Raw genomic sequence first — 22,959 nt, forward strand, 5'->3', positions numbered from 1 at the left:
GACCATGGGGCGGCTGAAGGAAATCGTCATCGATTGCGATGTGCCCTCCCGCGTCGCCCGCTTCTGGGCCGAAGCGCTCGATGACTATGCGGTCTTGCCCTACGACGATGAGGAAATCGCCCGCCTTGCCACGCTTGGCCTGACGCCGGAAACCGATCCGGTGGTGATGGTCGAAGGACCGGGAACGCGCCTTTGCTTCCATCTTCGCCCGGGAGAGCGTCCGGCCCGCAATCGCGTTCACCTCGATATCGCTGTCGGCGACCGGACAAAAGAACTCGCGCGCCTCATCTCTCTGGGCGCGACCTTCGTGCGTGAGACGGCCGATTACACCGTGCTGAACGATCCCGAAGGCAACAATTTCTGCGTCACCTCCGATTAGTCAGCGTCAGACAGACTTCACCTCGCCGCCATCCATGCGAAGCGTCGTGCCGGTCATCCAGCGCGCCGCCGGCGATACGAGGAAGGCCATGAGTTCGGCGATCTCCTCCGGTTCTCCATAACGGGCAATGCCAGCCTCCTTCGGAAACCGGGCTGTCGCCTCTTCCACCGTCATGTCGTGCAGCGGCGCCCAGTGCTCCAGATAGCTGCGCCGGCGGCCGGTCATGACCGGGCCGGGCAGCACGCTGTTGACCTGCACGCCATCCTCGATGCCGCGATCGGAGAAAGCCTTGGCGAGTGCGGATATCGCCGCATTGATCGTGCCGACGGCAGCATAGGCCGCCTTCGGAAAGACCGCCGAATTGCCTGACATCAGCACGACGGAACCCTTCGTTTCCTTCAGTGCCGGCCAGGCGGCGATGGTCAGCCGCCGTGCGCCATGCAGCTTCAGCGCCATGCCATCATCCCATTGTCGGTCCGTCATTTCGAACACGTCGATCTGCGGCACGGCGCCGGCAATGTTGAGCAGCGCATCGATCCGCCCGAAAACGGCAAGCGCTTTGTCGACGACGACCTGTGCCGCGACCGGCTCCGCAAGGTCGGCATCGATGACGAGCGTCTTGGCACCCGCCGCTTCGACTGCTTTCGCCGTCTCCGCGAGATTGGCCTTGTTGCGGGCAACGAGCACGAGCTTGGAAAAATCCTTTGCGAGCCGGATGGCCGTTGCCTGGCCGATGCCCTGGCTGGCACCGGTAATGATGGCTACTTTATCGGACATGATATCTCTCCTGTCGCGGGATTATCAGCCAAGGAAATCGCGGACTGCAGCGGCAATTTCATCCGCATGTGTTTCGAGCGCGAAGTGGCCGGTATCGAAGAATTTGATCACGGCGTCAGGAATATCGCGGGCGAAGGCTTCCGCGCCCGGCGGCAGGAAGAAGGGATCATTCTTGCCCCAGACGGCGAGGAAGCGCGGCTTGTGGGTCCGGAAGTAATCCTGGAAGGTCGGGTAGAGTGCCACATTGCTCTTGTAGTCGCCCATGAGATCGAGCTGCACATCTTCAGCGCCCGGACGCGAGAGATAGAAATTGTCGAGCGAATATCCGTCAGGCGAAATCCTGGTCGTATCGGCAACGCCATGCGTATATTGCCAGGCCGTCGTTTCCGGCCCGAGGAACCCCTTCAGCACGGCGCGGTTTTCTGCGCTGGCGTCCTGCCAGTAGGCCTGCACCGGGTTCCATGCGTCGCTGAGGCCATCGACATAGGCATTGCCATTCTGCGAAATGATGCCCGTGATCCGCTCGGGATGTTTGACCGCCAGGCGGAAGCCCGTCGGAGCGCCGTAATCGAAGACATAGACGGCATAGCGAACGAAGCCGACGATCTCGGTGAAGCGGTCGATCGTGTCTGCAATGCTGTCGAAGCTGTTGACCGCGGGATCGTCCGACTGCCCGAAGCCCGGAAGATCCGGCGCGATGATGTGATAGCGATCGGCCAGCAGCGGGATCAGATCGCGAAACATGTGGCCGGAGGTCGGGAAGCCATGCAGCAGCAGGAGCTTCGGAGCGTCCTGGGTGCCGGCCTCGCGATAGGCGATCTTGATGCCGTCGACGGTGGTGTGGCGGTAGCTGATCTTGGTCATGGTCCTGTTTCCTTCAGTTGAGATGAATGGCGATGTGTTGGGAGATATGTCTGTCATTCAGCCTGCGGCCACACTTGCCGCCGCTTCACGGATGACCTGCAGCACTGCCTCCGGCGCCGTCGCCATCGGCGTATGATCGACCGGGAAAGGCCGCTGATGCGCCTGCATGCGCTCCGCCATGAAGCGCTGGTTGGTGGCAGCGATCATACGGTCGTCCTCGGCGACCAGGAACCAGGAAGGGCGATCCTTCCAGAGCGGCCGCCCGACCGGTGCCGTGATGCAGGCAGGCGAGATCGGCCGCTGCACGGCTGCAAGCACCACTAGTTCCTCATTCGTGGCATTCTGCGCATAGGCCGCGGCAAAGGCTTCATGCGGATAATAGATCAGGCCGTTTTCATCAGGCGCTAGCTGCGGCGCCCGCGGATCGAGTTCGCTGCGATAGAAGACATCGGCAACCGTCTCTCCCTCATCGGGGGCGAGAGCAGAAACATAGACCAGTGCCTTCACATTTTCATTCCCCACCCCGGCGATAACCGCTCCGGCATAGGCATGGCCGGCAAGAACCACTGGCCCATCCACACGGTCCAGCGCCTGCTCAAGGGCTTTAACGTCATCGGCATAGGAGGTCATCGGTAGCGGCGCTGCTGTCACCGCAAAACCCTCGGCGACAAGCGGCGCGATGACTTTGGCCCAGCCAGAGCCGTCGGCCCAGGCGCCATGGACGAGCACGATATGCATAGTCTGCTGATCAATCGACTGCGACGACATCTGCTTTCTCCTTCGTTCGGCTTGTAACCGCTTAAATCGATACAGGACGGTTACTCCTTAGGAAGGTAACTTGTCAACAGCCTTTTGACAGGTTACATAAGAGTCGCGTCTTCAAGCAGGCTGCCCTACAACTATGGTCGGCAGCCGGAATAGGACTTGTCATGGATAACCACTCTCCCGCCCTGTTTCTGGGTGATGCGCTGGCACTGGATTTCCTGAATTCGGTGGCAACGCCCGTCGACACGCCTGTTGATTGGATAGAGGACGGGGAGGGACTGTTGCGCTGGCTCGAGCAGGCAAACCTCGTCCCGCGCGAAACGCTCGAAAGCCTGCGTGCCCAGGCGTTGCCGGGCGAACTCGACAACGTCGCCGATCAGGCAAGGAACCTGCGCGAGTGGTTCCGGACCTTCGTCCGCGAGCATAAGGGAAGGCAGTTGAAGCCCGACGCCCTGGCCGAGCTCGAACCGCTGAACCGTCTGCTGGAGCGCGACGAAGGCTATGGCCGCGTCGTGGCGCGGCAGACGGATGAGGGCGCGGTCTTCGACTTCCAGCCCATGCGCAAATGGCGCTCGCCGGAATCATTGCTGCTACCGGTCGGCGAGGCACTCGGCCGCTTCGTCTGTACCGAGGATTTTTCCAATGTGAAGGCCTGCGAAGGACCAGTCTGCACCCTGCTGTTTGCCGACCATACCCGTGGTCATCGCCGGCGCTGGTGCAGCATGGCGATGTGCGGTAATCGCGCCAAGCAGGCCGCACATCGGCACCGGATCAGACAGGCGTAGCCGCCATCTCTTCGACGAGCCGGTCGAAGCCGATGCCGGTGCCGCTCTCTCTGATATCGCCGTCTTTGGCATCGCCGAAGACGGCCTGTTCGGTGAAGGTCATCAGCGTCATGCCGCCGCGTCCGGTGAATTCCACCGTGACCAGCGAGGAAGAGATGCTCTTTCCCGCCGTCAGCATCGTATAGGCATAGACGATGCGTTCGCGCGGGTGGATTTCGAGATAATAGGCGCGCATCGCCTGTTCCGTCCCGTCGGGCATGCGCCATGTCATGCGCTCGCTCCCGCCGGTCTCGAAGTCGAATTGATCCTCCAGTACTTGCCAGTCGGGATGGCAGGCGGTCCAGCGCCGTTTCAGCGCATGGTCCGACCAGAAGCGGAATGCATGCGCCACGCTGCCGGGCAGGTCGCGTTTGATGACGAAGGTGCGGTGATTGACGCTGACACCCATCAGTGATCCTTTTCCTCAGGAGTTTCCGCCATCAGCAAGGCGAGGCGATCGAAGGCGGCGTGCATTTCAGCTTGACGCTGCTCGATCCATTGGTTGATGGCGCCGAATGCCTGCTGCTGCATGCGATAGGTGCGCACCCGCCCCACCTTTTCCGAAATGACAATGCCGCTTTCTTCCAGAATTCGCAGATGTTTCAGCACCGCCGGCAGGCCGACATCGGCGGGCTCTGCCAGTTCCGTGACGGAGGCCGGCCCCCTGGCAAGCTTTTCCACGAAGCCACGGCGATAGGGATCGGCGAGCGCCTGAAATATCCGGTCGAATTCGGCTGGCGCCAGTTCTGCCATCATATGCCTCAAGATGTCCCGGCCTCAAGATGTCGCGGCTTCAAGATAACGCGCTGGCATCGCCTCCCGATAGGGAAACATCGAGAAATAGGGCTGCGCTTCGGCCAGCACGCGTTTGACGGAAGCACGTTGTAACAGACGCTCCAGATAGGAGGAAAGCGCCTGCTGCTCAGCTGTGAAAGGATGCACGATGGAAGCAAAGAACAGCCCCGGCAAAGCCGCGCAATCGGCCATGGTGAAATCATCGCCCGTCGCCCAGAGCCTTCCCTGCATATCCGCCTCGATCATCTTATAGGCCTGATCAAGCATCCCTCTCGCTTCAGTGACGCCATGCGGATCATGGGCGTCCGCCGGCCGGATTCTGTCGGTGACGATCTTCTGCATCGGCACGCTGACATAGAGGTCGTAAAACCGATCCCAGAGCCGCACCTGCAGCAGCGCGTCCGGATCATCGGGCAGAAGCCGCACCGGCCCCGGATAATGGGCCTGCAGGTATTCGATGATGATGCTCGTCTCCGGGACCGTACGCCCGGTTGCCTCGTCATGCAGGATCGGAATCTTGCCGACCGGCCATTTGTCGAACAGGGCCGCGGCCGAGTCCGGATCGGCAAAATTGACGATCCGGCTGTCGAACGCGGTCTCGTTTTCATAAAGCGCGATCAGCACCTTGTGGCAGAAGGAGGCAAGCGGATGCAGGTAAAGGGTCAGCGTCATACGGCACCTATAGTTTCCAATTTCGGAAACTATATCTCGGTCGCTATTGTCACGCAAGATACTTTCCAAAACTGGAAAGTTTAGGGGCGCCTATGCGTATGCCACCCATCCCCTGAAGCTGAAGGCGGCGTAGAACAGGCTGACATCCGAAAAGCCTGCCGCGCGCAGCATGGCCTCCTCATCTTCCGGAGCGAGGATATGCAGCCTCTCGCGCATGGCGGTGCGCGCATTCTCCTGCCGAGAAGGGTCTCCTCCGTCAGGAGCGCCATAGGCGATATGGCGATCGATCCACATCGACCGCCCCGGCTCGTCTTGCGGGAAACTCATATGCGCAACAACAAACGGCGCACCGGCTTTCAGTCGGCGGCGAATTTGCTGAAGTATTTCAGGTCGTTGCTCGACGGGGATGTGATGGAAGGTCAGCAGGCAGACGGCGGCGTCGAAGGGGCCTTCGGGCGCGATATCGATGCCGCCCTGGTGAAAACCGATGCGACTGCTGTGCTCTCCGGCAACCTGCCGCGCCAGTTGCAGCATGTCGGCAGAGGGGTCTATGCCATCAAAAGTCCAGCCCGCATGCGCCTCGGCAAAGGCTTTGAGTTCCAGTCCGCCGCCGGCGCCGAGCACGAGCACGCGGCCATTGTCAGGCGTCCGCTCCGCCATCAGCATCGTCGCCATCCGGTGCAGGCTTGATAAGCCGGGAACCTGCCGCGGCGGCCCTTCGAGATAGGATTTGACGGCATCGCCGGTAAAGGCAGATGCCGTCTTGTGAGGTGTGGGCAGGCTAGGGTAATTGTGATCTCGCATCATGTAACTTTAATTATTACAGGATGCCAGAGCTGTCAATTTTCGACCTATTTTGCGAACTTGCGTGCCCCGGCTACGCAGAGAATGACGGCGACCGTCACCGCGAGCATGCTCCAGCTCACCGTTTCGCGCAGCAGCGTCGCGGCAAGCGCCAGGCCAAAGAAAGGCTGAAGCAACTGCAGCTGTCCGACGGCAGCAATGCCGCCCTGCGCAAGCCCGCGATACCAGAAGATGAAGCCAATCAGCATGCTGAAGAGTGAGACATAGGCAAGGCCCAGCATGGCCGGCGTCTGGATCTCGGCAAAGCTCGGCGGCCTGTAGAGGATGGCGGCGACGATCATGACCGGCAACGACACCACCAGCGCCCACGAGATCACCTGCCAGCCACCAAGCCGGCGCGACAGCCGCGCGCCCTCGGCATAACCAAGCCCGCAGACGATGACGGCGGCCAGCATCAGCGCATCGCCAACAGGCGAGGCCGTCAGCCCCTGCGCCAGCGCAAAGCCCGCCACCAGCGCGCTGCCGAGCAGCGAGAAGAGCCAGAAGGCCGGCTTCGGCCTTTCGCCGCCCCTGATGACCCCGAAGATCGCAGTCGCCAGCGGCAGCAGGCCGATGAAGACGATGGAATGCGCCGAGGTTACATGCTGCAGCGCCAGCGCCGTCAACAGCGGAAAGCCGACGACAACGCCGAGCGCGATGACAACAAGCGAAATGAGATCCTGCCGTGAAGGCCGTTTCTCACGGAAAGTGATCAGCAGGCAAAGCGCCAGGATGCCGGCAATCGCCGCTCGCGCCACCGTCAGGAAAACCGGATCGAGCTGCATGACGGCCACGCGGGTGGCCGGCAGCGATCCGCTGAAGATGAGCACGCCGATAAAACCATTGATCCATCCGGTCGCTGTGCGATCCATGCGGGCACTCCTTTGTTTGCCCCATGCTTATCCGCCGTTCGCACTGGTACTACCAGCCACAGTTCGATACAGTTGGCTGAAACTGTTATGGTTGGGGAAGCAGTACGGATGGACGAGCAAGTACAGGCAAGCAGCCGGGTCGGGATGGTCATGGCGACCATCCGCCAGCGCATTGCCGGCCGCAGCCTCACGCCCGGAGCCAAGCTGCCTTCGATCCGCAGCCTGTCGGGAACTTTGAAAGTCTCCGCCTCTACGGTGGTCGATGCCTATGAGCGCTTGGTGGCCGAGGGTGCGATCCTCTCGCGCCCCGGTTCTGGCTTCTATGTCGCGAGCCAGGCCGCGCCACTCTCGCTGGCCGATATCGGCCCGAAGCTCGATCGCGCGGTCGATCCTTTCTGGGTATCGCGGCAATCGCTGGAGGCGCAGGAAAGCGATCTCAAGCCCGGCTGCGGCTGGCTGCCGCCCGCATGGCTTCCCGAGGAGGCCATTCGCCGGGCGCTGCGATCCCTGTCGCGTGCGGACGCCGCAAGCCTCTCCGACTACGGCTCGCCCCTCGGCCTCAAGCCGTTGCGCCAACTGATTTCCAGGCGCATGGCCGAGCGCGGCATCGAGGCCGCGCCCGATAAGATCATGCTCACCGAATCCGGCACACAGGCAATCGATTTCCTCTGCCGTTTTCTCATCGAGTCCGGCGATACGGTGCTGGTCGACGATCCCTGCTATTTCAATTTTCATGCGCTGCTGAGAGCCCACCGCGCCAAGGTCGTCAGCGTTCCCTACACGCCTTCAGGCCCCGATATCGAGCTCTTTGCCGCAGCCCTCACCGAGCACCGGCCGCGCCTCTACATCACCAACTCCGCAATCCACAATCCGACCGGCGCCACGCTCTCGCCGGTCACGGCGCACCGATTGCTGAAGCTCGCCGAACAACATGGCCTCACCATCATCGAGGACGATATCTTCGCCGATTTCGAACTGACGCCGGCGCCCCGCCTTGCCGCCTTCGACGGCCTCGACCGCGTCATCCATATCGGCAGCTTTTCGAAGACACTCTCGGCCGCCGCGCGCTGCGGCTTCATCGCGGCGCGGCCTGAATGGATCGAAGGCCTGATCGACCTCAAGATTGCCACCTCCTTCGGCGGCGCCCGGCTGAATGCCGAACTGGTGTTGAGCGTGCTCAGCGACGGCAGCTACCGCAAACATGCCGAAGGCCTGCGCAGCCGTCTCTCCAAGGCGATGTTTGATGTCACGACCCGGCTGAAAACATTGGGCATCCGCCCATGGCTGGAGCCGCAAGCCGGCATGTTCCTCTGGTGCCATCTGCCGGATGGTCTGGATGCCGCGGCCGTGGCGCGTGCCGCGCTCGCCCAGAATGTCGTGCTCGCGCCGGGCAACGCCTTCAGCCTGTCGCAATCGGCCACCGGCTTCATGCGCTTCAACGTCTCCCAGACACTGGACAACAGGGTGTTTGACGTGCTTCGGGATGCGCTCAGGCAGGCATCAATTAGTCCGCCTGCCACTCCATGAAGGCTTTGCCGATCACCTTGCCATCCTCTTCCCGCCGCAGCCGGCAGAGGGCTTGCCGCCGATCGGGAGAAAGCCCCATCAACTCCACCCGCACGGCTTCGCTCGCCCGGATATTGCCGGAAAAGAAGATCTCACGCCGAGACACCTGCGAAAGCTCGGGAAACCACCGCCCGAAGGCGCGGTCGGCCAGTGCCTGGAATTCGGCGAAGTAGAACAGCCCGGCGCCGTTGAACTCCTGCGACGCATCCGGCTCGAAGCGAAAGCCGCGCAGTGCCTTGGCCGGGTTGGCAGGCAGGCCGAAATGCGCCTCCAGCGTGCCGGCGCGCAGCAATGCTGCCGTCCTTGCCAGCGCATTGTCCTCCACAGCCGTCGTCAGGCCGGGCAGGGGAACGCGGGCGATCGAATAGTTGTCGCCCTCCCGCATGCGGCAGACGAAAGTGGAAATAAGCTCCACCTCGCCGATCAGGTTGCCACGCACGAAAAGCCGGTGGCGAGTTGAAACCTGCGTGCGCGAGACGGGCGACAGTGTCGAGCGTATCGTGAGCACATCATTGGCGCGAACCGCGCCGAAGTTTGCATGCTCCAGCGACGTCGCGCAGATTGCCGCATAGGCCTCGCCGCCATCGGGCGCGCGGAAATCGGCATTCTCCATGCCGAGATGGCGCGCGAGCATCAGCCAGTGGCGATGCCCGAGCTCTTTCATCGCCCAGGTTTCCGAGAGGCCTGACGGCGTCAGGTGCGGCATGCCGACGAGCATATGCGGCGCAAGCGCCTGCTCCATCAGCTCGCGCGCTGACGGCTCGGGTGGATGAAAATCGAGGATCGCGACATTCATGTTCAAGCGCTGGCCGCCTGTTTCAGGACCTGATGGGTGACCTCAAGATGGCCGGCGAGGTGGTTCACCACATGCTCGGCATCTTTGCCGACGGCCAGGAACCGGCCGGAACCCCAGGTCCAGAGCCAGGGCAGGCCGAGAACATAGACGCCGTCGATGCCGGTCACGCCGCGCCGCTGCACCGGATAGCCGGTGCCGTCGAAGATCGGCAGGCCGACATAGGACCAGTCAGGCGAAAAGCCGGTCGCCCAGATCACCGAAGTGACACCCTCCGCCCTGAGATCGAGTTCCGCCGGCTCGCTTTCCGGCTCCCAGAGCGGCGTGTAGAGGCTGGCCGGCGGCGCATCGATGCCTTTCTCGGCAATATGCCGGTCGATCAGCGCGTTGATGCCGTTATAGACGCGGTCGGCATTGTCGAGATTGGCCTTCAGATTCGGCTCGAACAGCATCCGCCCACCCGAAACACCCTCCATGCGCCCATAAAGCGACATGCCCTCCAGCGCGAATTTGCGCAGATCGATATCGCGCCCGCCGTCGCGGCCGGTCAGATAGTGGTTGGTGTCGTGCTTCTTCTTGGTCATGCCGTCATGTTCGACCGTGATGTCGTATTGGCCGACATCGGCGAGCCAGTCGACCACATCGCGGCCGCGATAGAAACGGGCGCAGCGTGGTGCATTGCCGGTGACCATATGCACCTTGCGGCCGGCAAGATGCAGGTCTTCGGCGATCTGGCAACCGGACTGGCCGGAGCCGACAACGACGACGGCGCCCTCCGGCAGCTGGCCGGGATTGCGATAGTCAGCGGTGTGGATCTGTAGGATATCATCCGGCAGGCGCTCGGCGGCGCGTGGGATCGCCGGCGCGCTGTAGAGGCTGGTGGCGATAATGACGCTGTCGGCGGTAAGCGATCCCGCCGAAGTCGAGAGCCTGAAGAGATCGCCAGCCTTTTCCAGCGAGGTGACCGTCGTGCCTTCCAGCACGGGCGCATTCACCTTTTTCACGAAGCGATCGACATAGGCGAGGATCTCGTCCTTCACCATGAAACCATGCGGATCGTCGCCGTCATAGGGGTGGTCGGGCAGCTGGCACTGCCAGTTCGGCGTCACCAGGCAGAAGGCGTCCCAGCGCTCGTTCTTCCATTTATGCGCCACGGTCTTCTTCTCGAAGACGACATGGTCGATGCCGTGCTCCTTGAGATAGTGGCTGGCCGAAAGCCCGGCCTGACCGCCGCCGATGACGACGGCGCTGTAATGCGGCTTGAGGGAAAAGGTCATTGGTCGGGTTCCTTTCAGAGAATGAAGCTTTCGCAGCGCACGCGGGCATCGACGTCGGCAAGAAACAGGGAGCCCGCCTCCTCGATGCGGGCGAGCTGGCCGCGGGCGAGCGAACACGGATAGCCGTATTTCGCCTCCACCCGGTCGCTGGCGATGGTCAGCGCCTTGCGGCTGCGGTCGAGAAAATCGCGGATCGGATAGGTCTGGCCTTCCTCGAAGAATTCCCGGATGACGAGCGAGGGCGAATAACAGGTCTCCTCGCGGCCATCCGGCCAGGCGATGACGAAACGCATTTCAGGCATGGGCAGGCTCCTTCAATGTCTCGTAGGCTTGGAGATGCGCGGCAGCCGTACGCTGCCAGCCGTGATGGGCGGCAAGCTTCAGCCCGCGCGGGATAAGCCCGGCACGCACCGGCGGCATAAGCGAAATCGCCATGGCCTCGGCGATAGAGGCGGCATTGTGCGGATCGCACCAGACGACGTCTTCAGGGCCGAGATATTCGGTAAAGGGTGCGATCGAGGAGACGACAACGGGAACACCGCTCGCCATCGCCTCCAGCACTACGAGGCCGAAACCTTCCTTGACCGAGGCGAAGACCAGTGTATCGGCAAGCCGGTAAAGCGCCGGCATGTCCTCGTCCGCAACGGTGCCGAGGATATGGACGGCAGCCGCACACTCGCCGAGCGAGGCTAGCGCGGCGCGGAACTCGCCCTGATAGCCGCGATGATCGAGCAGTGAGGCACCGCCGGCGATCACGAATTGCGCATCCGGGCGGATCGCGCGCACTTGGTCGAAGGCTTGCAGCATGGCGATCGTATTCTTGCGCGCCTCGATGCCGCCGACAGCAAGGAAAACAGGGCCATCCGGCAAGGCGAGTTTGCTGCGCAGCGAAGTGCCGTCGGCGGTGGGACAGAAGCGCTTGGTGTCGACGCCATTGCCGACGACGGTGGAGCTGATGCCGCGTGTTTCCTTGAACGTCTTGCGCCACATCGAACTGACGGTAAAGAACAGGTCGGCCTGGTCGATGGATCGATCCTGCAGCTCCATCAGCCTGATATCGGCGAACTGGTCGATATGATGGACGGTGCGGACGAAAGCGGGGATCAGCCCGCGCTCCTTCAAGGTTGCCAGTGCATTGCCCGAAATGCCGTCATGGGCGTGGAAAATATCAAAGTCGCAGGCCCCGGCACTTTCGAAATGCCTGACATAATCGGCAATCCGCTGCTCGACCATGGCGGTCATGCCATCATGCGCAGGCCCGACAGGAATGCACATCGCGCTACAGGCCGGCGTGCGGAAGAAACCTGTCCCCTTGGCATCTGGCGCATGCAGCACGACCTCATGGCCAAGATCGGCCAGTGCTTCGGAAAGCTGCATGGCATGCACCACGCCGCCGCGCGGGTTCGTGGAGTGGGAAAGCATGGCGATGCGCAGCGCCCGGCTCATGCAGCATCCTCCTGCCGGCCGAGCTGCAGCAGCGGTGTCTCACCATAATCGCGGATCACGGCACGATCGGTGCCATCAGATATCGCCACTTCGCTGCCAGCTTTGACATTGGCGATCACGGCCGCGCTGATATTGCGGGCGGCAAAACGCAGGATCACCTCATCGGCCTTTTCGGGCGTGGTGGAGATCAGGTAACCGAAGCTTGGGAACGTCGCGAGCCAGCGCTCGAGCGCCACGCCATCCGGCAGCGGGATTGCCGAGATATCGATATCGATGCCGACCCCGGAACATTCCGCCAGCATGATTGCCGTGCCGATAATTCCGCCCTGGCTGATATCCTTGGCGGCGAGTGCCAATCCGGCTTCTGCGATCTGCGGTAAGATCTCCAGATCGCCGCGCAGCCGGGCGGACGGGGCATCGGTTGCCGCTTCCCAATTGTTGAAGGGTTCGCGATAACGGCCGCGATGATCGATCGCCGCGATCAGCACATCGCCCACCTTCGCATCGAAGCTCGTCAGCAGCTTCTTCGCCCTGCCGAGAATGGCGACTGAAAGCTGACCGCGATCGGTGCGGATATTGGTATGGCCGCCAACGATCGGCACACCAAACGTCCTGGCTGCCGCCCGCATGCCCTCAAGAACAGGTGCTGCGCCTGCCTCGCCATTCGCCCAGACGGCATCGACGACGGCGACCGGCCGGCCACCCATGGCAGCGACATCGGAAATATTGACCATCACCCCGCACCAGCCGGCAAACCAGGGATCGGCGGCAACAAACTCGTTGATGAAGCCCTCGATGGCAAAGAGCAGGTATCCGTCGCCATCGGGCAGCGCTGCACAATCGTCGCCCACCGGTATCTGCTGACCGGCAAGGCCAAGGCTCGCGGCAACCGTGCCGATATCCGCCTTGGCAGCGATGCCGGAGGAGGCGGAAAGCTTGGCTGCCAGCACCGTGAGATCGATCCTGTCGCCCATCACGCCGCCTTCCTGGCGAGTGCCACCAGCCCGGTTTCCGGCGTCGGGCAGGGCGGGTACCAGGCAAGGTCCGCCTTCATCCTGAGATGCGGCTTGCCGTAGACCTCGAATTCCTCGATCACATCCCAATGCAGACGGCGGAAGAGCAGCCCGTTCTGCACCTGCACATTGGCAAGAAACGTGTGGCAGCCCATCGCATTGGCCGAGGAGACCGCAAGCCGGATCAGCGTTGCGCCAAGCGCGCCGATCTTACGGAAATCCTCGTGCACGGCGAGCCGCGAGCCCCACCAGAGGCCGGGCTCCTCCTGATGGATGCGCACCGTGCCGACCAGCCTGTCGGCGGCAACGCCCATCATCGACAGCGCCACGATCGGAATGGCGTGATCGTCGATCACATCGCGGTCATCGCTCTCGAAGATCTTCTGCTCCTCGCAGAAGACGGCGCGGCGCAGCGCATGCGCTTCCTGCCGTTCCCACTCCGAGGTCGAAAATTTCACCTGGAATTCGCTGGCGCGATAGGGCGAGAAGGGCTCCAGCATCATTTGGTCAGCATCCTTTCATAGGAGGAAAGGGCAGAGCAGGCGCCGCATTTGCCGCAGCCGGCCTTGATGTCGACGGCCTTCAACCCGCTATCGACCAGCATCTTGGAGAGCGGGCCGAGGATCGAATGCATGAAATCAGGCTTCGGCGCCGGATGGCTTTCGAGCGGCGTTCCCGAAATCGGCACGAAGGGCACGACGAAAGGATAGACGCCGATGGCAACAAGCTTTTCGCAGATATCGAGGATCGCCTCACGCGTATCGCCGAGGCCGGCGAGAATGTAGGTCGAGACCTGGCCGCGCCCGAACACTTCGACGGCGGCCTTGAACGAGGCCATGTATTTTGAAATCGGGACCTGCGCCTTGCCGGGCATGATGCGCTCACGCAATTCCGGCGTGACGACTTCGAGATGCATGCCGAGCGCATCGACGCCGGCTTCCTTCATGATCGAAAACCAGATGTCGTCTTCCGGCGGCTCGCACTGCGCCTGGATCGGCAGGTCGACGGCCGCCTTGATGGCGCGGGCGCTGTCGGCAAGGATCGAAGCGCCGCGATCCGGCCCCTTCGGCGTTCCCGTCGTCATCACCATATGCTTGATGCCATCGAGCTCGACGGCGGCCTTGGCGACTTCCGCGAGCTGTTCCGGCGTCTTGTGGGCAACGGTGCGGCCCGCCGCCAGCGACTGGCCAATGGCGCAGAATTGACAGGTCTTGGTGCGGCTTTGATAGCGGATGCAGGTCTGCAGCACCGTGGTCGCCAGCACGTCACGGCCATGCAGCACGGCGATCTGCGAATAGGGAATGCCATCGGCCGTGCTGCGCTCGTAGAAACGCGGGCGCAGCGGGAAGGACACTTCGCCGAGCACGCGCCCATCGCGGCTGATGCGGCTCTTGCCGGCCTCATCGGGTTTATCGACCAGATAGGGGCTCTCGAAAGCCGGTGCGGTATGAACCGGTACCATCACGGTCATGCCGTCGATCGTCAGCGCCTTGTGATCGGATGGGCCGGCGCCGCCGCGGCGGCTCTCGTGGCCGGCCTTGGGATCAACGAGCCTGGCTCCGAAGGACTGCAACTCGTTGATCAGAGTCTCGGTCGGCAGAAACGTCGTATTGTCCATCGGTGTTGCTCCCTGTGTCTGTTTGGAAGGAATGTGCAGAGCCGACCATCGGTTGGGTGGCGCGGCCGTCCATGACGAGATGCAGCAGTTCGGGGCGGGCGTAGTGGCCGACCGAATCCATCATCCGCTTGCGCTTGGTGATCAGGCTCATGTCGAGATCGGCGATCAGGATGCCTTCGCCCTCGGTGATCGGCGGTGCCAGGTGCTTGCCCTCGGGCGAAATGATCGCCGTCATGCAGCCGCCGCGCAGTGCCTTCTGCAGGCCTTGATCGGGGGTAATGGAATTGATCTGCTCCTCGGTCAGCCATCCCGTGGCATTGACGACGAAGCAGCCGCTTTCAAGCGCGTGGTGGCGGATCGTCACCTCCATCTGCTCGGCAAAGATCGGCCCGACCATCGAGCCCGGAAACTGGGCGATGTGGATTTCCTCGTGCTGGGCCATCAGCGCGTAGCGGGCAAGCGGATTGTAATGCTCCCAGCAGGCGAGCGCTCCGAGCCGCCCGATGCTGCTATCGACGACCGTGAGGCCGGAGGCATCGCCCTGGCCCCAGATCATCCGCTCATGGTAGGTCGGCGTGATCTTGCGGCGCTTGAGGATGAGCCTGCCATCCGCATCGAAGAGAAGCTGGGTATTGTAGAGTGAGCCGTGATCGCGCTCGTTGATGCCGAGCGCCACGACGATGCCATGTTCGCGGGCAGCCGCTGCAACCGCATCGGTTGCCGCACTCGGAACGGTGACTGCTTCTTCATAAAGGCGCAGATGCTCGCGGCCCGATAGAACCGGCGGCAGCACGAATGAGAAATAGGGGTACCAGGGAACGAAGGTCTCCGGAAAGACGATGATCTCGGCACCCTTGGTAGCGGCTTCGGCAATTGTCTCCAGCACGCGCGCCAGCGTCTTTTCGCGCGAGGTCAGATCCGGCGCGATCTGCGCGGCTGCGGCCCGGACGGTCGTATTCTTCTCCATGACGAAATCCTTCTGATGGTGTGAGGGAGGCGGAGGAGGGGAACTCCGCCTCCCGAACGCGGCTGACGACGGCGTTGCTTCCGGGTCAGAGCGTCCAGGTATCGAGGATGAAGGCGCCGTCGCGACGGTGGATCAGGATCAGGTCCAGCACGTCGAGCGGACTGATCGGCCGGATGCCGGGGATCAAGGCCTGTTCGCCATGGCCATAGAGCGCCTGCAGCGCGAAGCGGCAGGCATAGACCTTGCCGCCTTCTTCCAGGAATCCCTTGATCTGATTGTTGAAGTTCAGATGGCCGGGAAATGCTTCCGCGCCGAGTTTGGGAAAGCCGCGCTGCACGCCGAGCGTCACGCCGGGACCATAGAGAAGGACGGAGGTTTCGAACCCCTTGCGCTTCAGGCGCTTGGCCTGCAGCAGGTTCACAAGGCCGATCGACCCTTCGAAGGCGACGGTGTGGAAGGTGATGAGGGCTTTCTCACCCTCCTTGGCCTGGACGTCTTCAAAGACCTTTTCCTCATAATCGACGAAGAAGTCTCCATCTGCGTGGGCCGGTGCGGTAACTGCGGGCATGAATGGCTCCTGTGTTTGAAGTCAGGCCCCTCTCGCGGGGTACAGCCATTGAATTGCAAGCGCCGTGCCAAATTGACTTTGCACAAATAGCAGTCAATTTATGCAGAAAAGCATTCAATTATACATTCAATTTTGAAGGGAGGTGAATTTGACGCCGATTAGGCGGGCATTTATGTGCAAAAAATGAATGCAAGAGAGATCGAAATGAATGCAGTCAAAATGCTATCAATGTATTGATGCTATGCGCGATGCTGATTATATCATGCTTGCATGCGGCATTCAGTCGTCTGGCGCACGTGGGCGCGACGCTGTTTTTGCGTGACAGAAGAAATATGCAACAATATACGGTCAATGTCGACGGGAATCCCCCTCTGCGTCGATCACGAATTGCGGAACATGAAATGAAAGACTGGCATCCCGATCTCAGCCGCTCCTCCAGCCCCCGTTACATGGCAATTGCCGATCTGATCGAGATGGATCTGAGGAGCGGCGTGCTGGCGGTGGGGGACCGGCTACCGCCGCAGCGCGAGCTGGCAAAGCGCCTCAGCATCGATTTCACCACAGTGGCGCGCGGTTATGTGGAAGCACAGAAGCGCGGCCTGGTGGATTCGCATGTCGGCCGCGGCACTTTCGTGACTGGCGGGCAGGACAGGGAGCGCCGCGGCTTCGCCTCCGATGCGGCGCCCGATCCGCGCCGCGCCTCCGTCGTCGACTTCTCGATGAACCTGCCGCCGGAGCCGGATGATCAGGATCTGATCGCCCGCATGCGCGAGGGCATGTCGGCCGTGGCGACCAATCTCATTCCGCTCTTGCGCTACCAGGGTTTCGGCGGTTCCGGCATGGATAAGGAGGCCGCCGCCGCCTGGCTCAGCCGTCGCGGGCTCGTGCCGTCGCAGGAGCGCATCTTCGTCACACCCGGCGCCCATCCGGCTCTGCTCGCGATCTTCGGCCTGCTGGCAAAGCCCGGCGAAACAGTGCTCTCGGAAAACATCACCTATCCCGGCATGCGCTCGATCGCCGCCCAGTTGCGGCTCAATCTCTCGGGCCTGCCGATGGATGAGGAGGGCATCCTGCCCGACGCCTTTGCGGAGGCCTGTCAGCGCCTGGCCCCGAAGGCACTCTATCTCAATCCGACCCTGCAGAACCCGCTGACGCTGACCATTCCGGAAAAGCGCCGCGAGGAGATCGCTGCCGTCGCCCGCAAATATCACGTGCCAATCGTCGAGGATGACGCCTATGGCTTCATCCCGCTGCATGGCCCGCCGCCACTCGCGGCCATCGCGCCCGATCTGACCTGGCATATCGGCGGTCTCGCCAAGTGCATCGGCGCCGGCCTGCGTCTTGCCTATGTGGTCGCCCCGGACACCAAGGCGATCTGGCCCTTCGTCAGCGCCATGCGCGCCAACAATGTCATGGCCTCGCCGATGACCGTGGCGCTTGCGACGCGCTGGATCGAGGATGGCACGGCAGACACGATCCTGCGCTTCATCCGCGCGGAAGCAGGGGCGCGCCAGCAGATGGTGGCGAATATCCTGCCCGACGGCAGCTACAAGGCCGATCCGATCAGCTTCAACATCTGGCTGCCGCTCACCAATGGCTGGACCCGCTCCACTTTCGGCAGCCACATGCGCTCCTCAGGCATCGGCGTGGTGGCAAGCGACGCATTCACCGTGGAAGGTGCCGCCCCTGAAGCCGTGCGCGTCTGCCTCGGCGGACCGATCAGCCGCGACAGGCTGAAAGGCGCGCTGGACTTCATGGCCCATGCCCTCGAAGGCCCGCCGGAAATGTCCGCTTCGTTCTTCTGATGTCGCCTCATCCCTTTGCCCTCGTGCCGGCACAAGGGATGTCAAGAGGGTCGAGCCACCGCGCGTCTGCGCGGTGAATGACTCTCCCTTGCACAAAATACGGCCGCCGTCGGATCTTCCGGCTTGCCTGCTCGTGCGTCCGCCATCCACTCTTTCACGCCCCAAACCCGATTCAAAGAATCTCTGCGTCATTCTGACGAATAGACTGGCAATCCGCTTTTAATGTAATTATATTGTATGCATACATTATGAGGCATTGAATGGATTACGCCAATGCCTCGCAACGTCGAAAAGCGAGATCGCCATGGATACCGAATATCCTCCTCTCCCTCCGATGCAGACCGGCATCCGGGGCCGCTGCCCGCGCTGCGGACAGGGACATATGTTCAAGGGTTTCCTCACGCTGAAGAAGGAATGCGAAGTCTGCGGGCTGGATTATTCCTTCGCCGATCCGGCCGATGGCCCGGCCTTCTTCGTAATCTGCTTCGCCTGCGTGCCGAGCGTGCTGCTTGGCGTGTGGCTGGAAGTTGCCTTCTCCGCGCCGCTCTGGGTCCAGCTGCTGGTCACCGGCCCCTTCATGTTCGCCACCTGTATTCCGCCATTGAGGCCGCTGAAGGGATGGCTGGTCGCAAGCCAGTATTTCTACAAGGCCGAAGAGGGCAAGCTCGCCTGATCTCGGGTAGTCAAGGATCGCGCGGGATATCCTGATCTTTGCGTATGAAAGGCCGCTCGGAACATCGAGCGGCCTTTTTTGCTGCGCAAGCGGCCGTCGTTGTCTGAAGCCAAAATGCCGCAGGAAATGGATATCAAAGCCTCTTGCGTTTTATGTACCGATCGGTACAATGCGTGACGAAAGGTACAATTCAATCAAGGAGACCAGACATGCCTGCACCGCTTCCCCCTTTCAGCCATGAAACCGCAACCCAGAAGGTCCGCCTTGCCGAGGACGGCTGGAACAGCCGCGATCCGCAGCGCGTATCGCTCGTCTATACGCCCGACAGCCAGTGGCGGAACCGCGCCGAATTCGTCACCGGCCGCGCCGAGATCGTGGCCTTCTTGACCCGCAAGTGGGCGAAGGAGCTCGATTACCGGCTGATCAAGGAACTCTGGGCCTTCACCGACAACCGCATCGCCGTGCGCTTTGCCTATGAGTGGCATGACGACAGCAACAACTGGTTCCGTTCCTATGGCAACGAGAATTGGGAATTCGATGCAGAGGGCTTGATGCAGCGCCGTTTCGCCTGCATCAACGATCTGCCGATCAAGGAATCGGATCGCAAGTTCCATTGGCCGCTCGGCCGGCGGCCTGATGACCATCCGGGCCTTTCCGACCTCGGCCTTTGAGGCCTGCAGGTGACCCGAGGGTGAATTGTGAAGACCGTTTATGAACGTGCCGATGTCGTGCCGCTGCTTGCGGAAATCTTCCGCGAGCTCGGCTATGAGGGCACGACATTGAGCCGCATCACCGAACGCACCGGCATCGGCAAAGGCAGCCTCTATCACTTCTTCCCCGGCGGCAAGGAGGAGATGGCGGCCGCAGTCCTTGCTGATGTCGACGCCTGGTTCGAGCGCGCTATCTACGAGCCGTTGCGACGTGACGATCCCAGGGCGGCGATCGATGGGATGTGGGCGAATGTGATGGACTATTTCCGCTCCGGCAGCCGCATCTGCCTCGTCGGCGCCTTTGCGCTGGACGAAACGCGCCAGCGCTTTTCGCCTGTCATCCGGGATTATTTCGTCCGCTGGATCGAGGCGCTGCGCCAGGCGCTGGTCCGCGCCGGCTCCGCCGAGGATGACGCACTTGCCGCGGCCGAAGAGGCCGTCTCCGGCATTCAGGGCGCGCTGGTGCTCTCGCGGGCGCTGGATGACAAGGATATGTTCCGCAGAACCCTGGATCGGCTGACCGGCAGGCTGGCTGCGACGAAACGTGGGGGATAGGCGGTGGCCGCTGTCTTGGCAGGAGCAGGAATGCCGGCAACGCGGGGAACTGCGGGTGAGGGGTTCAGGACGTCCTCACCCGTCAAGATTGTGCTTAAGAGTCGTTCTGGGAGGGCAGGCGGACCGGGCGCGGATTCTCGCGCTGCGTGCGTACCTGGCGCCACTCGTTTTCCATCTGGTCGACGACGTGCTGGGGGATCTTGGTCGGAGTTTCTGCGGTGGTCTGCATCATATGCCTCTCTTCCTCAGCAAGGGTGTGCTTACGGATTGATGCATCGCACAACAAAAACTGCGTGTAAATCTACCCCGGTCACACTTGAAACGATTAAATTAATTTCAATCGATTAAGCCGACGTTAACCACAGCAGGCCTCAGAGAAGCGTATCATGACAGCCCCACTCGACCGGCAATTCTTCTTCGATACCGTGCAGAACGCCCTCTTCAAAGGCAGTCTCACCACTACCCAGATCGAAGGCATGAACGCGATCCTCGACTACTGGGACGCGAATTTGGCTACCGCCGATCGGCGCTGGCTGGCCTATGTATTGGCGACTGCGTTTCATGAGACGGCTTACACGATGCAGCCTGTACGTGAGACGCTGGCAACGAGCGATTCGCGCGCCGTCGAGATCCTCGAGACCGCCTTCGCATCCGGCCGGCTCTCCTGGGTGAAGTCGCCTTACTGGCGGCCGGATGAGGATGGCAAGTGCTGGCTTGGCCGCGGGCTGGTGCAGCTCACCCATAAGCGAAACTACGAGGCTATGAGCGAGGTGACCGGCATCGATCTCGTCGCTCATCCTGACCGCGCTATGGAGATGACGCCCGCCGTGACGATCCTGATCGAGGGCATGCTGCGCGGCAGCTTCACCAGCCACCGGCTTTGCGATCACCTCAATGAGGAGAGGGAAGACTGGGTGAATGCGCGCCGCATCGTCAACGGCACCGACAGGGCGGAGAGGCTCGCCGAATATGGGCGGACATTCCTTGCCGCCATGCGCAAGCCATCCTGACGCGGCATTGTGGCCCGGTTGAAGGCCTGGGCGGCGCGTGTTATCGCCCGACCTAAGCTCAGAGAATTGCCACAGGAGTGTCCGCGTGATCCGCCATATCGTCTTCTTCACCGTGCCGGAGGAAAACCGCGAGGCAGTGCGCAAGGGGCTCTCCATACTGACGGGCATACCGCACGCGCTGAAGCTGGAGATCGGCGAAAACGTCAAGACGGACCAGTGGGGCAATGCGGTCGATTTCGTCGTCTATGGCGAATTTGAAAGCGAGGAGGCGCTTGCCGCTTACAAGGCGCATCCCGATTATGATCTCTCCACACGCACGGTAAAGCCGCTTCGGGATACGAGGACCGCGGCCGATTTCGATAGCAGCAAAGCGGTCACCAGGCCCCTGCACGATTGACGATGAAGAGTGTGCCGCTTAGGGCGAAGATCTATCTCATTGAAAATGAATAAGTATTTTCTAGTGCTGGTGCATTTTGCCGTGATTTTCCGGCTAAGTCATTGATAGTGTTTAAGTGATCCACCAAAGCACAAAAATCTTTTAATAATTCGATTTCGGCAAACGCTGCTTCTGATTTTGAAATTCCTTATGCGAAATTTTGAGGCTAAGTGGATCACTTATTCAGAATCAATGACTTAGCCCCAAAAACACTACACTGAAGGCTCATTCTGAAAATTCTTATTCAGTTTCAAATAGATAGGGAGGATCGGAAGCGATGCCGGTTGCAGATGAATCAATCTGTGAAGGGCCGGAAGCAGCTCTTGAGAAAAAAGCCGTAAATGATTCAAAAGCTTAACGGCTTGGCAGTTCCTGATGCTGTATGACCGGAACCTCCTCTGCCTGAAGGCACAGTGCTGGTTCTCAGTTTTGTCGCCGGTCAGGCCGGCTGCTCGCTCGGCCTCGCGCTGCGCACCAGTGACATCAGCATCAGCACGAAAACCATGGCGATGGCCGCAAGCACCGCGCAGGTGATGACTGTCGGACCGGCGCCGGCGCGATCGAGGATGGCGGTGAAGATGACGGGTGCGATGGCATTGGCAAGGTTCTGCGGCATCGACAGGCGCGCCGCCTGCAGCCCGTATTCCTTGGCCGAGAAGAGGGCGAGCGGCATTAGCGCGCGGGCGACCGCCAGCACGCCGGAGCCGAAACCGTAGAGCAGCACGAAGGTGACGAGCAGCGGCGTCGATGGCGGCACGATGAAGAGCATCAGGAAGCTGAACAGCATCAGGCTGACGCCCATCACCGATGTCAGGATCGGATTGCCGCGCTTGCCGAGCAGCATGTCGAGTGCGCGTGCCGAAATGCCGATGACGCCGCGGGCCGAGCCGAGTTGCAGTGCAAGGGCCGACGATGCGCCGGACTGGCGGAAGATTTCGAGCAATGACGGCGAGACGCCGAAGGTGATGAAGGTGCAGAGTGTGGTGGAGACGGCAATCAGCAGGAAGGCCTTGCGCCGGTCGGCAGGCGAAAGCTCCACCGGCGGTGTTTCGGCGGCGTTGCCCTGCGTGTGGCTCGCAACCGGCTTCGGCAGGCCGAAGAGATGCAGCGGCAGGCAGACGAAGAACTGCAGGCAGGCGCTGACGACGAAGGTGACACGCCAGCCGAAATTCTCGTTGAGCAGCGTCAGGATCGGCCAGAAGATGGTCGCCGAAAGACCTGTGAACAGCATGAGGATGGCGATGACGCGTTTGCCGTTCGCACCCTCGCGTTCGACAACTGCGGTATAACACGGCGCCGAGAGGCCGAGCGCGCCGCCGAGCCCGATGACGACCCAGGCAAGGCCATAGACGACGATATTGGTGGCGGCGGCAAGCAGCAGCAGGCCGATCGCAAAGGTGAGCGACGAGGCCGCCAGCACTTTCGCGGCACCATAGCGGCCGAGCCAGCGCCCGGTGGCTGGACCGGCGAAGGCACTGATGACCATCATCACGGTCAGACCGGCAAAGATCACCTCATTCGGCAGGCCGAGCGATGGTGCGATGACGCGGCCCATGACACCGAGCATATCGAAAGTGGTGCCCCAGCCGATAAGCTGGGTGACTGCGAGCACGCCAACTGTCTGCGCCGTACGAAGCGAAAGTGATTTTTGCATGGATTCGAAAATGAAATGGATGAAGACGGCCCAGCGATAGCAGTTTCAACCAGATGGTGAAAGGCTTGATCGAACAA

General features: G+C 61.6%; 27 protein-coding genes and 1 pseudogene. 9 read left to right on the forward strand and 19 right to left on the reverse strand.

Going from position 1 to position 22,959, the window contains the following annotated elements:
* The first annotated feature begins 4 nt into the window (after positions 1–4).
* The gene (locus AB8B33_RS03855) at positions 5–379 is read left to right on the forward strand and encodes a VOC family protein (protein WP_439014411.1); all 375 of its coding nucleotides are present in this window, start codon (positions 5–7) and stop codon (positions 377–379) included.
* A gap of 6 nt (positions 380–385) precedes the next feature.
* On the opposite strand, the gene AB8B33_RS03860 is transcribed toward AB8B33_RS03855, so the two are convergent.
* From AB8B33_RS03860 to AB8B33_RS03870, 3 genes are read right to left on the reverse strand one after another with little or no spacing between them, the layout of a single operon-like run.
* A complete protein-coding gene (locus AB8B33_RS03860) occupies positions 386–1,156 on the reverse strand; it encodes an SDR family oxidoreductase (RefSeq protein WP_439014412.1) in 771 nt (256 codons plus the stop codon).
* A gap of 24 nt (positions 1,157–1,180) precedes the next feature.
* On the reverse strand, positions 1,181–2,020 hold the full coding sequence (locus tag AB8B33_RS03865; RefSeq protein ID WP_439014413.1) for an alpha/beta fold hydrolase: 840 nt from the start codon (positions 2,018–2,020) through the stop codon (positions 1,181–1,183).
* Positions 2,021–2,077: 57 nt separating this feature from the next.
* Positions 2,078–2,788 (reverse strand): alpha/beta fold hydrolase, encoded by a 711-nt coding sequence (locus AB8B33_RS03870; RefSeq protein ID WP_439014414.1) that lies wholly within the window; start codon positions 2,786–2,788, stop codon positions 2,078–2,080.
* A 161-nt stretch (positions 2,789–2,949) separates the two neighbouring features.
* Here AB8B33_RS03870 and AB8B33_RS03875 point away from each other — a divergent pair, with 161 nt between their 5' ends.
* Positions 2,950–3,570 carry a CGNR zinc finger domain-containing protein gene (locus AB8B33_RS03875; protein WP_439014415.1) on the forward strand — a complete coding sequence of 207 codons (621 nt, stop codon included), beginning with the start codon at positions 2,950–2,952 and terminating at the stop codon, positions 3,568–3,570.
* On the opposite strand, the gene AB8B33_RS03880 is transcribed toward AB8B33_RS03875, so the two are convergent.
* The 5 genes from AB8B33_RS03880 to AB8B33_RS03900 form a co-directional block, all read right to left on the reverse strand.
* The gene (locus tag AB8B33_RS03880; protein ID WP_439014416.1) at positions 3,557–4,018 is read right to left on the reverse strand and encodes an SRPBCC domain-containing protein; all 462 of its coding nucleotides are present in this window, start codon (positions 4,016–4,018) and stop codon (positions 3,557–3,559) included. The genes AB8B33_RS03875 and AB8B33_RS03880 overlap by 14 nt on opposite strands.
* Positions 4,018–4,362, reverse strand: a complete 345-nt coding sequence (locus AB8B33_RS03885; RefSeq protein WP_113323025.1) for a metalloregulator ArsR/SmtB family transcription factor — start codon at positions 4,360–4,362, stop codon at positions 4,018–4,020. Before AB8B33_RS03885 ends, AB8B33_RS03880 begins: the two co-directional genes overlap by 1 nt.
* A gap of 24 nt (positions 4,363–4,386) precedes the next feature.
* The gene (locus tag AB8B33_RS03890; RefSeq protein ID WP_439014417.1) at positions 4,387–5,076 is read right to left on the reverse strand and encodes a glutathione S-transferase family protein; all 690 of its coding nucleotides are present in this window, start codon (positions 5,074–5,076) and stop codon (positions 4,387–4,389) included.
* A gap of 90 nt (positions 5,077–5,166) precedes the next feature.
* A complete protein-coding gene (locus AB8B33_RS03895) occupies positions 5,167–5,883 on the reverse strand; it encodes a class I SAM-dependent methyltransferase (protein WP_439014418.1) in 717 nt (238 codons plus the stop codon).
* 44 nt (positions 5,884–5,927) lie between these two features.
* Entirely contained in the window at positions 5,928–6,791 is an 864-nt protein-coding gene (locus AB8B33_RS03900; RefSeq protein WP_439014419.1) for a DMT family transporter, read from the reverse strand.
* Positions 6,792–6,878: 87 nt separating this feature from the next.
* Between AB8B33_RS03900 and AB8B33_RS03905 the strand changes: the two genes are divergently transcribed.
* On the forward strand, positions 6,879–8,318 hold the full coding sequence (locus tag AB8B33_RS03905; RefSeq protein WP_439014420.1) for a PLP-dependent aminotransferase family protein: 1,440 nt from the start codon (positions 6,879–6,881) through the stop codon (positions 8,316–8,318).
* Here the strand turns inward: AB8B33_RS03905 and AB8B33_RS03910 are convergent.
* The 9 genes from AB8B33_RS03910 to AB8B33_RS03950 form a co-directional block, all read right to left on the reverse strand.
* The gene (locus AB8B33_RS03910; protein ID WP_439017184.1) at positions 8,296–9,153 is read right to left on the reverse strand and encodes a Pnap_2097 family protein; all 858 of its coding nucleotides are present in this window, start codon (positions 9,151–9,153) and stop codon (positions 8,296–8,298) included. The genes AB8B33_RS03905 and AB8B33_RS03910 overlap by 23 nt on opposite strands.
* A 2-nt stretch (positions 9,154–9,155) precedes the next feature.
* Positions 9,156–10,427: an MSMEG_0569 family flavin-dependent oxidoreductase gene (locus AB8B33_RS03915; RefSeq protein ID WP_439014421.1), complete on the reverse strand. Its 1,272-nt coding sequence runs from the start codon at positions 10,425–10,427 to the stop codon at positions 9,156–9,158.
* Positions 10,428–10,441: 14 nt separating this feature from the next.
* Positions 10,442–10,729, reverse strand: coding sequence for an MSMEG_0570 family nitrogen starvation response protein (locus AB8B33_RS03920; protein WP_113323032.1), 288 nt, complete (start codon positions 10,727–10,729; stop codon positions 10,442–10,444).
* On the reverse strand, positions 10,722–11,873 hold the full coding sequence (locus tag AB8B33_RS03925) for an MSMEG_0565 family glycosyltransferase (RefSeq protein ID WP_439014422.1): 1,152 nt from the start codon (positions 11,871–11,873) through the stop codon (positions 10,722–10,724). The genes AB8B33_RS03920 and AB8B33_RS03925 overlap by 8 nt, the downstream gene beginning before the upstream one ends.
* A complete protein-coding gene (locus AB8B33_RS03930) occupies positions 11,870–12,847 on the reverse strand; it encodes a sll0787 family AIR synthase-like protein (protein WP_439014423.1) in 978 nt (325 codons plus the stop codon). The genes AB8B33_RS03925 and AB8B33_RS03930 overlap by 4 nt, the downstream gene beginning before the upstream one ends.
* Positions 12,847–13,389 (reverse strand): MSMEG_0567/Sll0786 family nitrogen starvation N-acetyltransferase, encoded by a 543-nt coding sequence (locus tag AB8B33_RS03935; RefSeq protein WP_113323035.1) that lies wholly within the window; start codon positions 13,387–13,389, stop codon positions 12,847–12,849. Before AB8B33_RS03935 ends, AB8B33_RS03930 begins: the two co-directional genes overlap by 1 nt.
* Complete coding sequence (locus AB8B33_RS03940) at positions 13,386–14,504, reverse strand: MSMEG_0568 family radical SAM protein (protein WP_439014424.1); 1,119 nt, start codon at positions 14,502–14,504, stop codon at positions 13,386–13,388. Before AB8B33_RS03940 ends, AB8B33_RS03935 begins: the two co-directional genes overlap by 4 nt.
* On the reverse strand, positions 14,431–15,471 hold the full coding sequence (locus AB8B33_RS03945; RefSeq protein WP_439014425.1) for a Nit6803 family nitrilase: 1,041 nt from the start codon (positions 15,469–15,471) through the stop codon (positions 14,431–14,433). Before AB8B33_RS03945 ends, AB8B33_RS03940 begins: the two co-directional genes overlap by 74 nt.
* Positions 15,472–15,556: 85 nt before the next feature.
* Positions 15,557–16,039, reverse strand: a complete 483-nt coding sequence (locus AB8B33_RS03950) for an MSMEG_0572/Sll0783 family nitrogen starvation response protein (RefSeq protein WP_439014426.1) — start codon at positions 16,037–16,039, stop codon at positions 15,557–15,559.
* 401 nt (positions 16,040–16,440) lie between these two features.
* Between AB8B33_RS03950 and AB8B33_RS03955 the strand changes: the two genes are divergently transcribed.
* The 4 genes from AB8B33_RS03955 (at position 16,441) to AB8B33_RS03970 (ending at position 19,782) form a co-directional block, all read left to right on the forward strand.
* The gene (locus tag AB8B33_RS03955; RefSeq protein ID WP_439014427.1) at positions 16,441–17,844 is read left to right on the forward strand and encodes a PLP-dependent aminotransferase family protein; all 1,404 of its coding nucleotides are present in this window, start codon (positions 16,441–16,443) and stop codon (positions 17,842–17,844) included.
* Between the two features lie 304 nt (positions 17,845–18,148).
* Positions 18,149–18,517, forward strand: coding sequence for a DUF983 domain-containing protein (locus AB8B33_RS03960; RefSeq protein ID WP_037105104.1), 369 nt, complete (start codon positions 18,149–18,151; stop codon positions 18,515–18,517).
* Between the two features lie 209 nt (positions 18,518–18,726).
* A complete protein-coding gene (locus tag AB8B33_RS03965; protein WP_113324142.1) occupies positions 18,727–19,188 on the forward strand; it encodes a nuclear transport factor 2 family protein in 462 nt (153 codons plus the stop codon).
* Positions 19,189–19,215: 27 nt separating this feature from the next.
* Positions 19,216–19,782 carry a TetR/AcrR family transcriptional regulator gene (locus AB8B33_RS03970; protein ID WP_439014428.1) on the forward strand — a complete coding sequence of 189 codons (567 nt, stop codon included), beginning with the start codon at positions 19,216–19,218 and terminating at the stop codon, positions 19,780–19,782.
* Positions 19,783–19,876: 94 nt separating this feature from the next.
* On the opposite strand, the gene AB8B33_RS03975 is transcribed toward AB8B33_RS03970, so the two are convergent.
* Positions 19,877–20,014 (reverse strand): hypothetical protein, encoded by a 138-nt coding sequence (locus tag AB8B33_RS03975; protein ID WP_162748077.1) that lies wholly within the window; start codon positions 20,012–20,014, stop codon positions 19,877–19,879.
* Positions 20,015–20,168: 154 nt separating this feature from the next.
* Between AB8B33_RS03975 and AB8B33_RS03980 the strand changes: the two are divergent.
* Positions 20,169–20,789: pseudogene (locus tag AB8B33_RS03980) on the forward strand (hypothetical protein); the annotation flags it as partial.
* Positions 20,790–20,877: 88 nt separating this feature from the next.
* Positions 20,878–21,189 (forward strand): Dabb family protein, encoded by a 312-nt coding sequence (locus AB8B33_RS03985; protein WP_439014429.1) that lies wholly within the window; start codon positions 20,878–20,880, stop codon positions 21,187–21,189.
* A gap of 478 nt (positions 21,190–21,667) precedes the next feature.
* On the opposite strand, the gene AB8B33_RS03990 is transcribed toward AB8B33_RS03985, so the two are convergent.
* Positions 21,668–22,882, reverse strand: a complete 1,215-nt coding sequence (locus tag AB8B33_RS03990) for an MFS transporter (protein ID WP_439014430.1) — start codon at positions 22,880–22,882, stop codon at positions 21,668–21,670.
* Positions 22,883–22,959 lie beyond the last annotated feature (77 nt).

The sequence above is a fragment of the Rhizobium sp. 768_B6_N1_8 genome (genome assembly GCF_051811225.1).
Taxonomy (GTDB): domain Bacteria; phylum Pseudomonadota; class Alphaproteobacteria; order Rhizobiales; family Rhizobiaceae; genus Rhizobium.

Excerpts from the sequence above, each read along its gene's own strand:
- AB8B33_RS03855 (WP_439014411.1), top strand. The coding sequence starts at position 5 with ATGGGGCGGCTGAAGGAAATCGTCATCGATTGCGATGTGCCCTCCCGC.
- AB8B33_RS03860 (WP_439014412.1), bottom strand. The coding sequence starts at position 1,156 with ATGTCCGATAAAGTAGCCATCATTACCGGTGCCAGCCAGGGCATCGGC.
- AB8B33_RS03865 (WP_439014413.1), bottom strand. The coding sequence starts at position 2,020 with ATGACCAAGATCAGCTACCGCCACACCACCGTCGACGGCATCAAGATC.
- AB8B33_RS03870 (WP_439014414.1), bottom strand. The coding sequence starts at position 2,788 with ATGTCGTCGCAGTCGATTGATCAGCAGACTATGCATATCGTGCTCGTC.
- AB8B33_RS03875 (WP_439014415.1), top strand. The coding sequence starts at position 2,950 with ATGGATAACCACTCTCCCGCCCTGTTTCTGGGTGATGCGCTGGCACTG.
- AB8B33_RS03880 (WP_439014416.1), bottom strand. The coding sequence starts at position 4,018 with ATGGGTGTCAGCGTCAATCACCGCACCTTCGTCATCAAACGCGACCTG.
- AB8B33_RS03885 (WP_113323025.1), bottom strand. The coding sequence starts at position 4,362 with ATGGCAGAACTGGCGCCAGCCGAATTCGACCGGATATTTCAGGCGCTC.
- AB8B33_RS03890 (WP_439014417.1), bottom strand. The coding sequence starts at position 5,076 with ATGACGCTGACCCTTTACCTGCATCCGCTTGCCTCCTTCTGCCACAAG.
- AB8B33_RS03895 (WP_439014418.1), bottom strand. The coding sequence starts at position 5,883 with ATGATGCGAGATCACAATTACCCTAGCCTGCCCACACCTCACAAGACG.
- AB8B33_RS03900 (WP_439014419.1), bottom strand. The coding sequence starts at position 6,791 with ATGGATCGCACAGCGACCGGATGGATCAATGGTTTTATCGGCGTGCTC.
- AB8B33_RS03905 (WP_439014420.1), top strand. The coding sequence starts at position 6,879 with ATGGTTGGGGAAGCAGTACGGATGGACGAGCAAGTACAGGCAAGCAGC.
- AB8B33_RS03910 (WP_439017184.1), bottom strand. The coding sequence starts at position 9,153 with ATGAATGTCGCGATCCTCGATTTTCATCCACCCGAGCCGTCAGCGCGC.
- AB8B33_RS03915 (WP_439014421.1), bottom strand. The coding sequence starts at position 10,427 with ATGACCTTTTCCCTCAAGCCGCATTACAGCGCCGTCGTCATCGGCGGC.
- AB8B33_RS03920 (WP_113323032.1), bottom strand. The coding sequence starts at position 10,729 with ATGCCTGAAATGCGTTTCGTCATCGCCTGGCCGGATGGCCGCGAGGAG.
- AB8B33_RS03925 (WP_439014422.1), bottom strand. The coding sequence starts at position 11,873 with ATGAGCCGGGCGCTGCGCATCGCCATGCTTTCCCACTCCACGAACCCG.
- AB8B33_RS03930 (WP_439014423.1), bottom strand. The coding sequence starts at position 12,847 with ATGGGCGACAGGATCGATCTCACGGTGCTGGCAGCCAAGCTTTCCGCC.
- AB8B33_RS03935 (WP_113323035.1), bottom strand. The coding sequence starts at position 13,389 with ATGATGCTGGAGCCCTTCTCGCCCTATCGCGCCAGCGAATTCCAGGTG.
- AB8B33_RS03940 (WP_439014424.1), bottom strand. The coding sequence starts at position 14,504 with ATGGACAATACGACGTTTCTGCCGACCGAGACTCTGATCAACGAGTTG.
- AB8B33_RS03945 (WP_439014425.1), bottom strand. The coding sequence starts at position 15,471 with ATGGAGAAGAATACGACCGTCCGGGCCGCAGCCGCGCAGATCGCGCCG.
- AB8B33_RS03950 (WP_439014426.1), bottom strand. The coding sequence starts at position 16,039 with ATGCCCGCAGTTACCGCACCGGCCCACGCAGATGGAGACTTCTTCGTC.
- AB8B33_RS03955 (WP_439014427.1), top strand. The coding sequence starts at position 16,441 with ATGAAAGACTGGCATCCCGATCTCAGCCGCTCCTCCAGCCCCCGTTAC.
- AB8B33_RS03960 (WP_037105104.1), top strand. The coding sequence starts at position 18,149 with ATGGATACCGAATATCCTCCTCTCCCTCCGATGCAGACCGGCATCCGG.
- AB8B33_RS03965 (WP_113324142.1), top strand. The coding sequence starts at position 18,727 with ATGCCTGCACCGCTTCCCCCTTTCAGCCATGAAACCGCAACCCAGAAG.
- AB8B33_RS03975 (WP_162748077.1), bottom strand. The coding sequence starts at position 20,014 with ATGATGCAGACCACCGCAGAAACTCCGACCAAGATCCCCCAGCACGTC.
- AB8B33_RS03990 (WP_439014430.1), bottom strand. The coding sequence starts at position 22,882 with ATGCAAAAATCACTTTCGCTTCGTACGGCGCAGACAGTTGGCGTGCTC.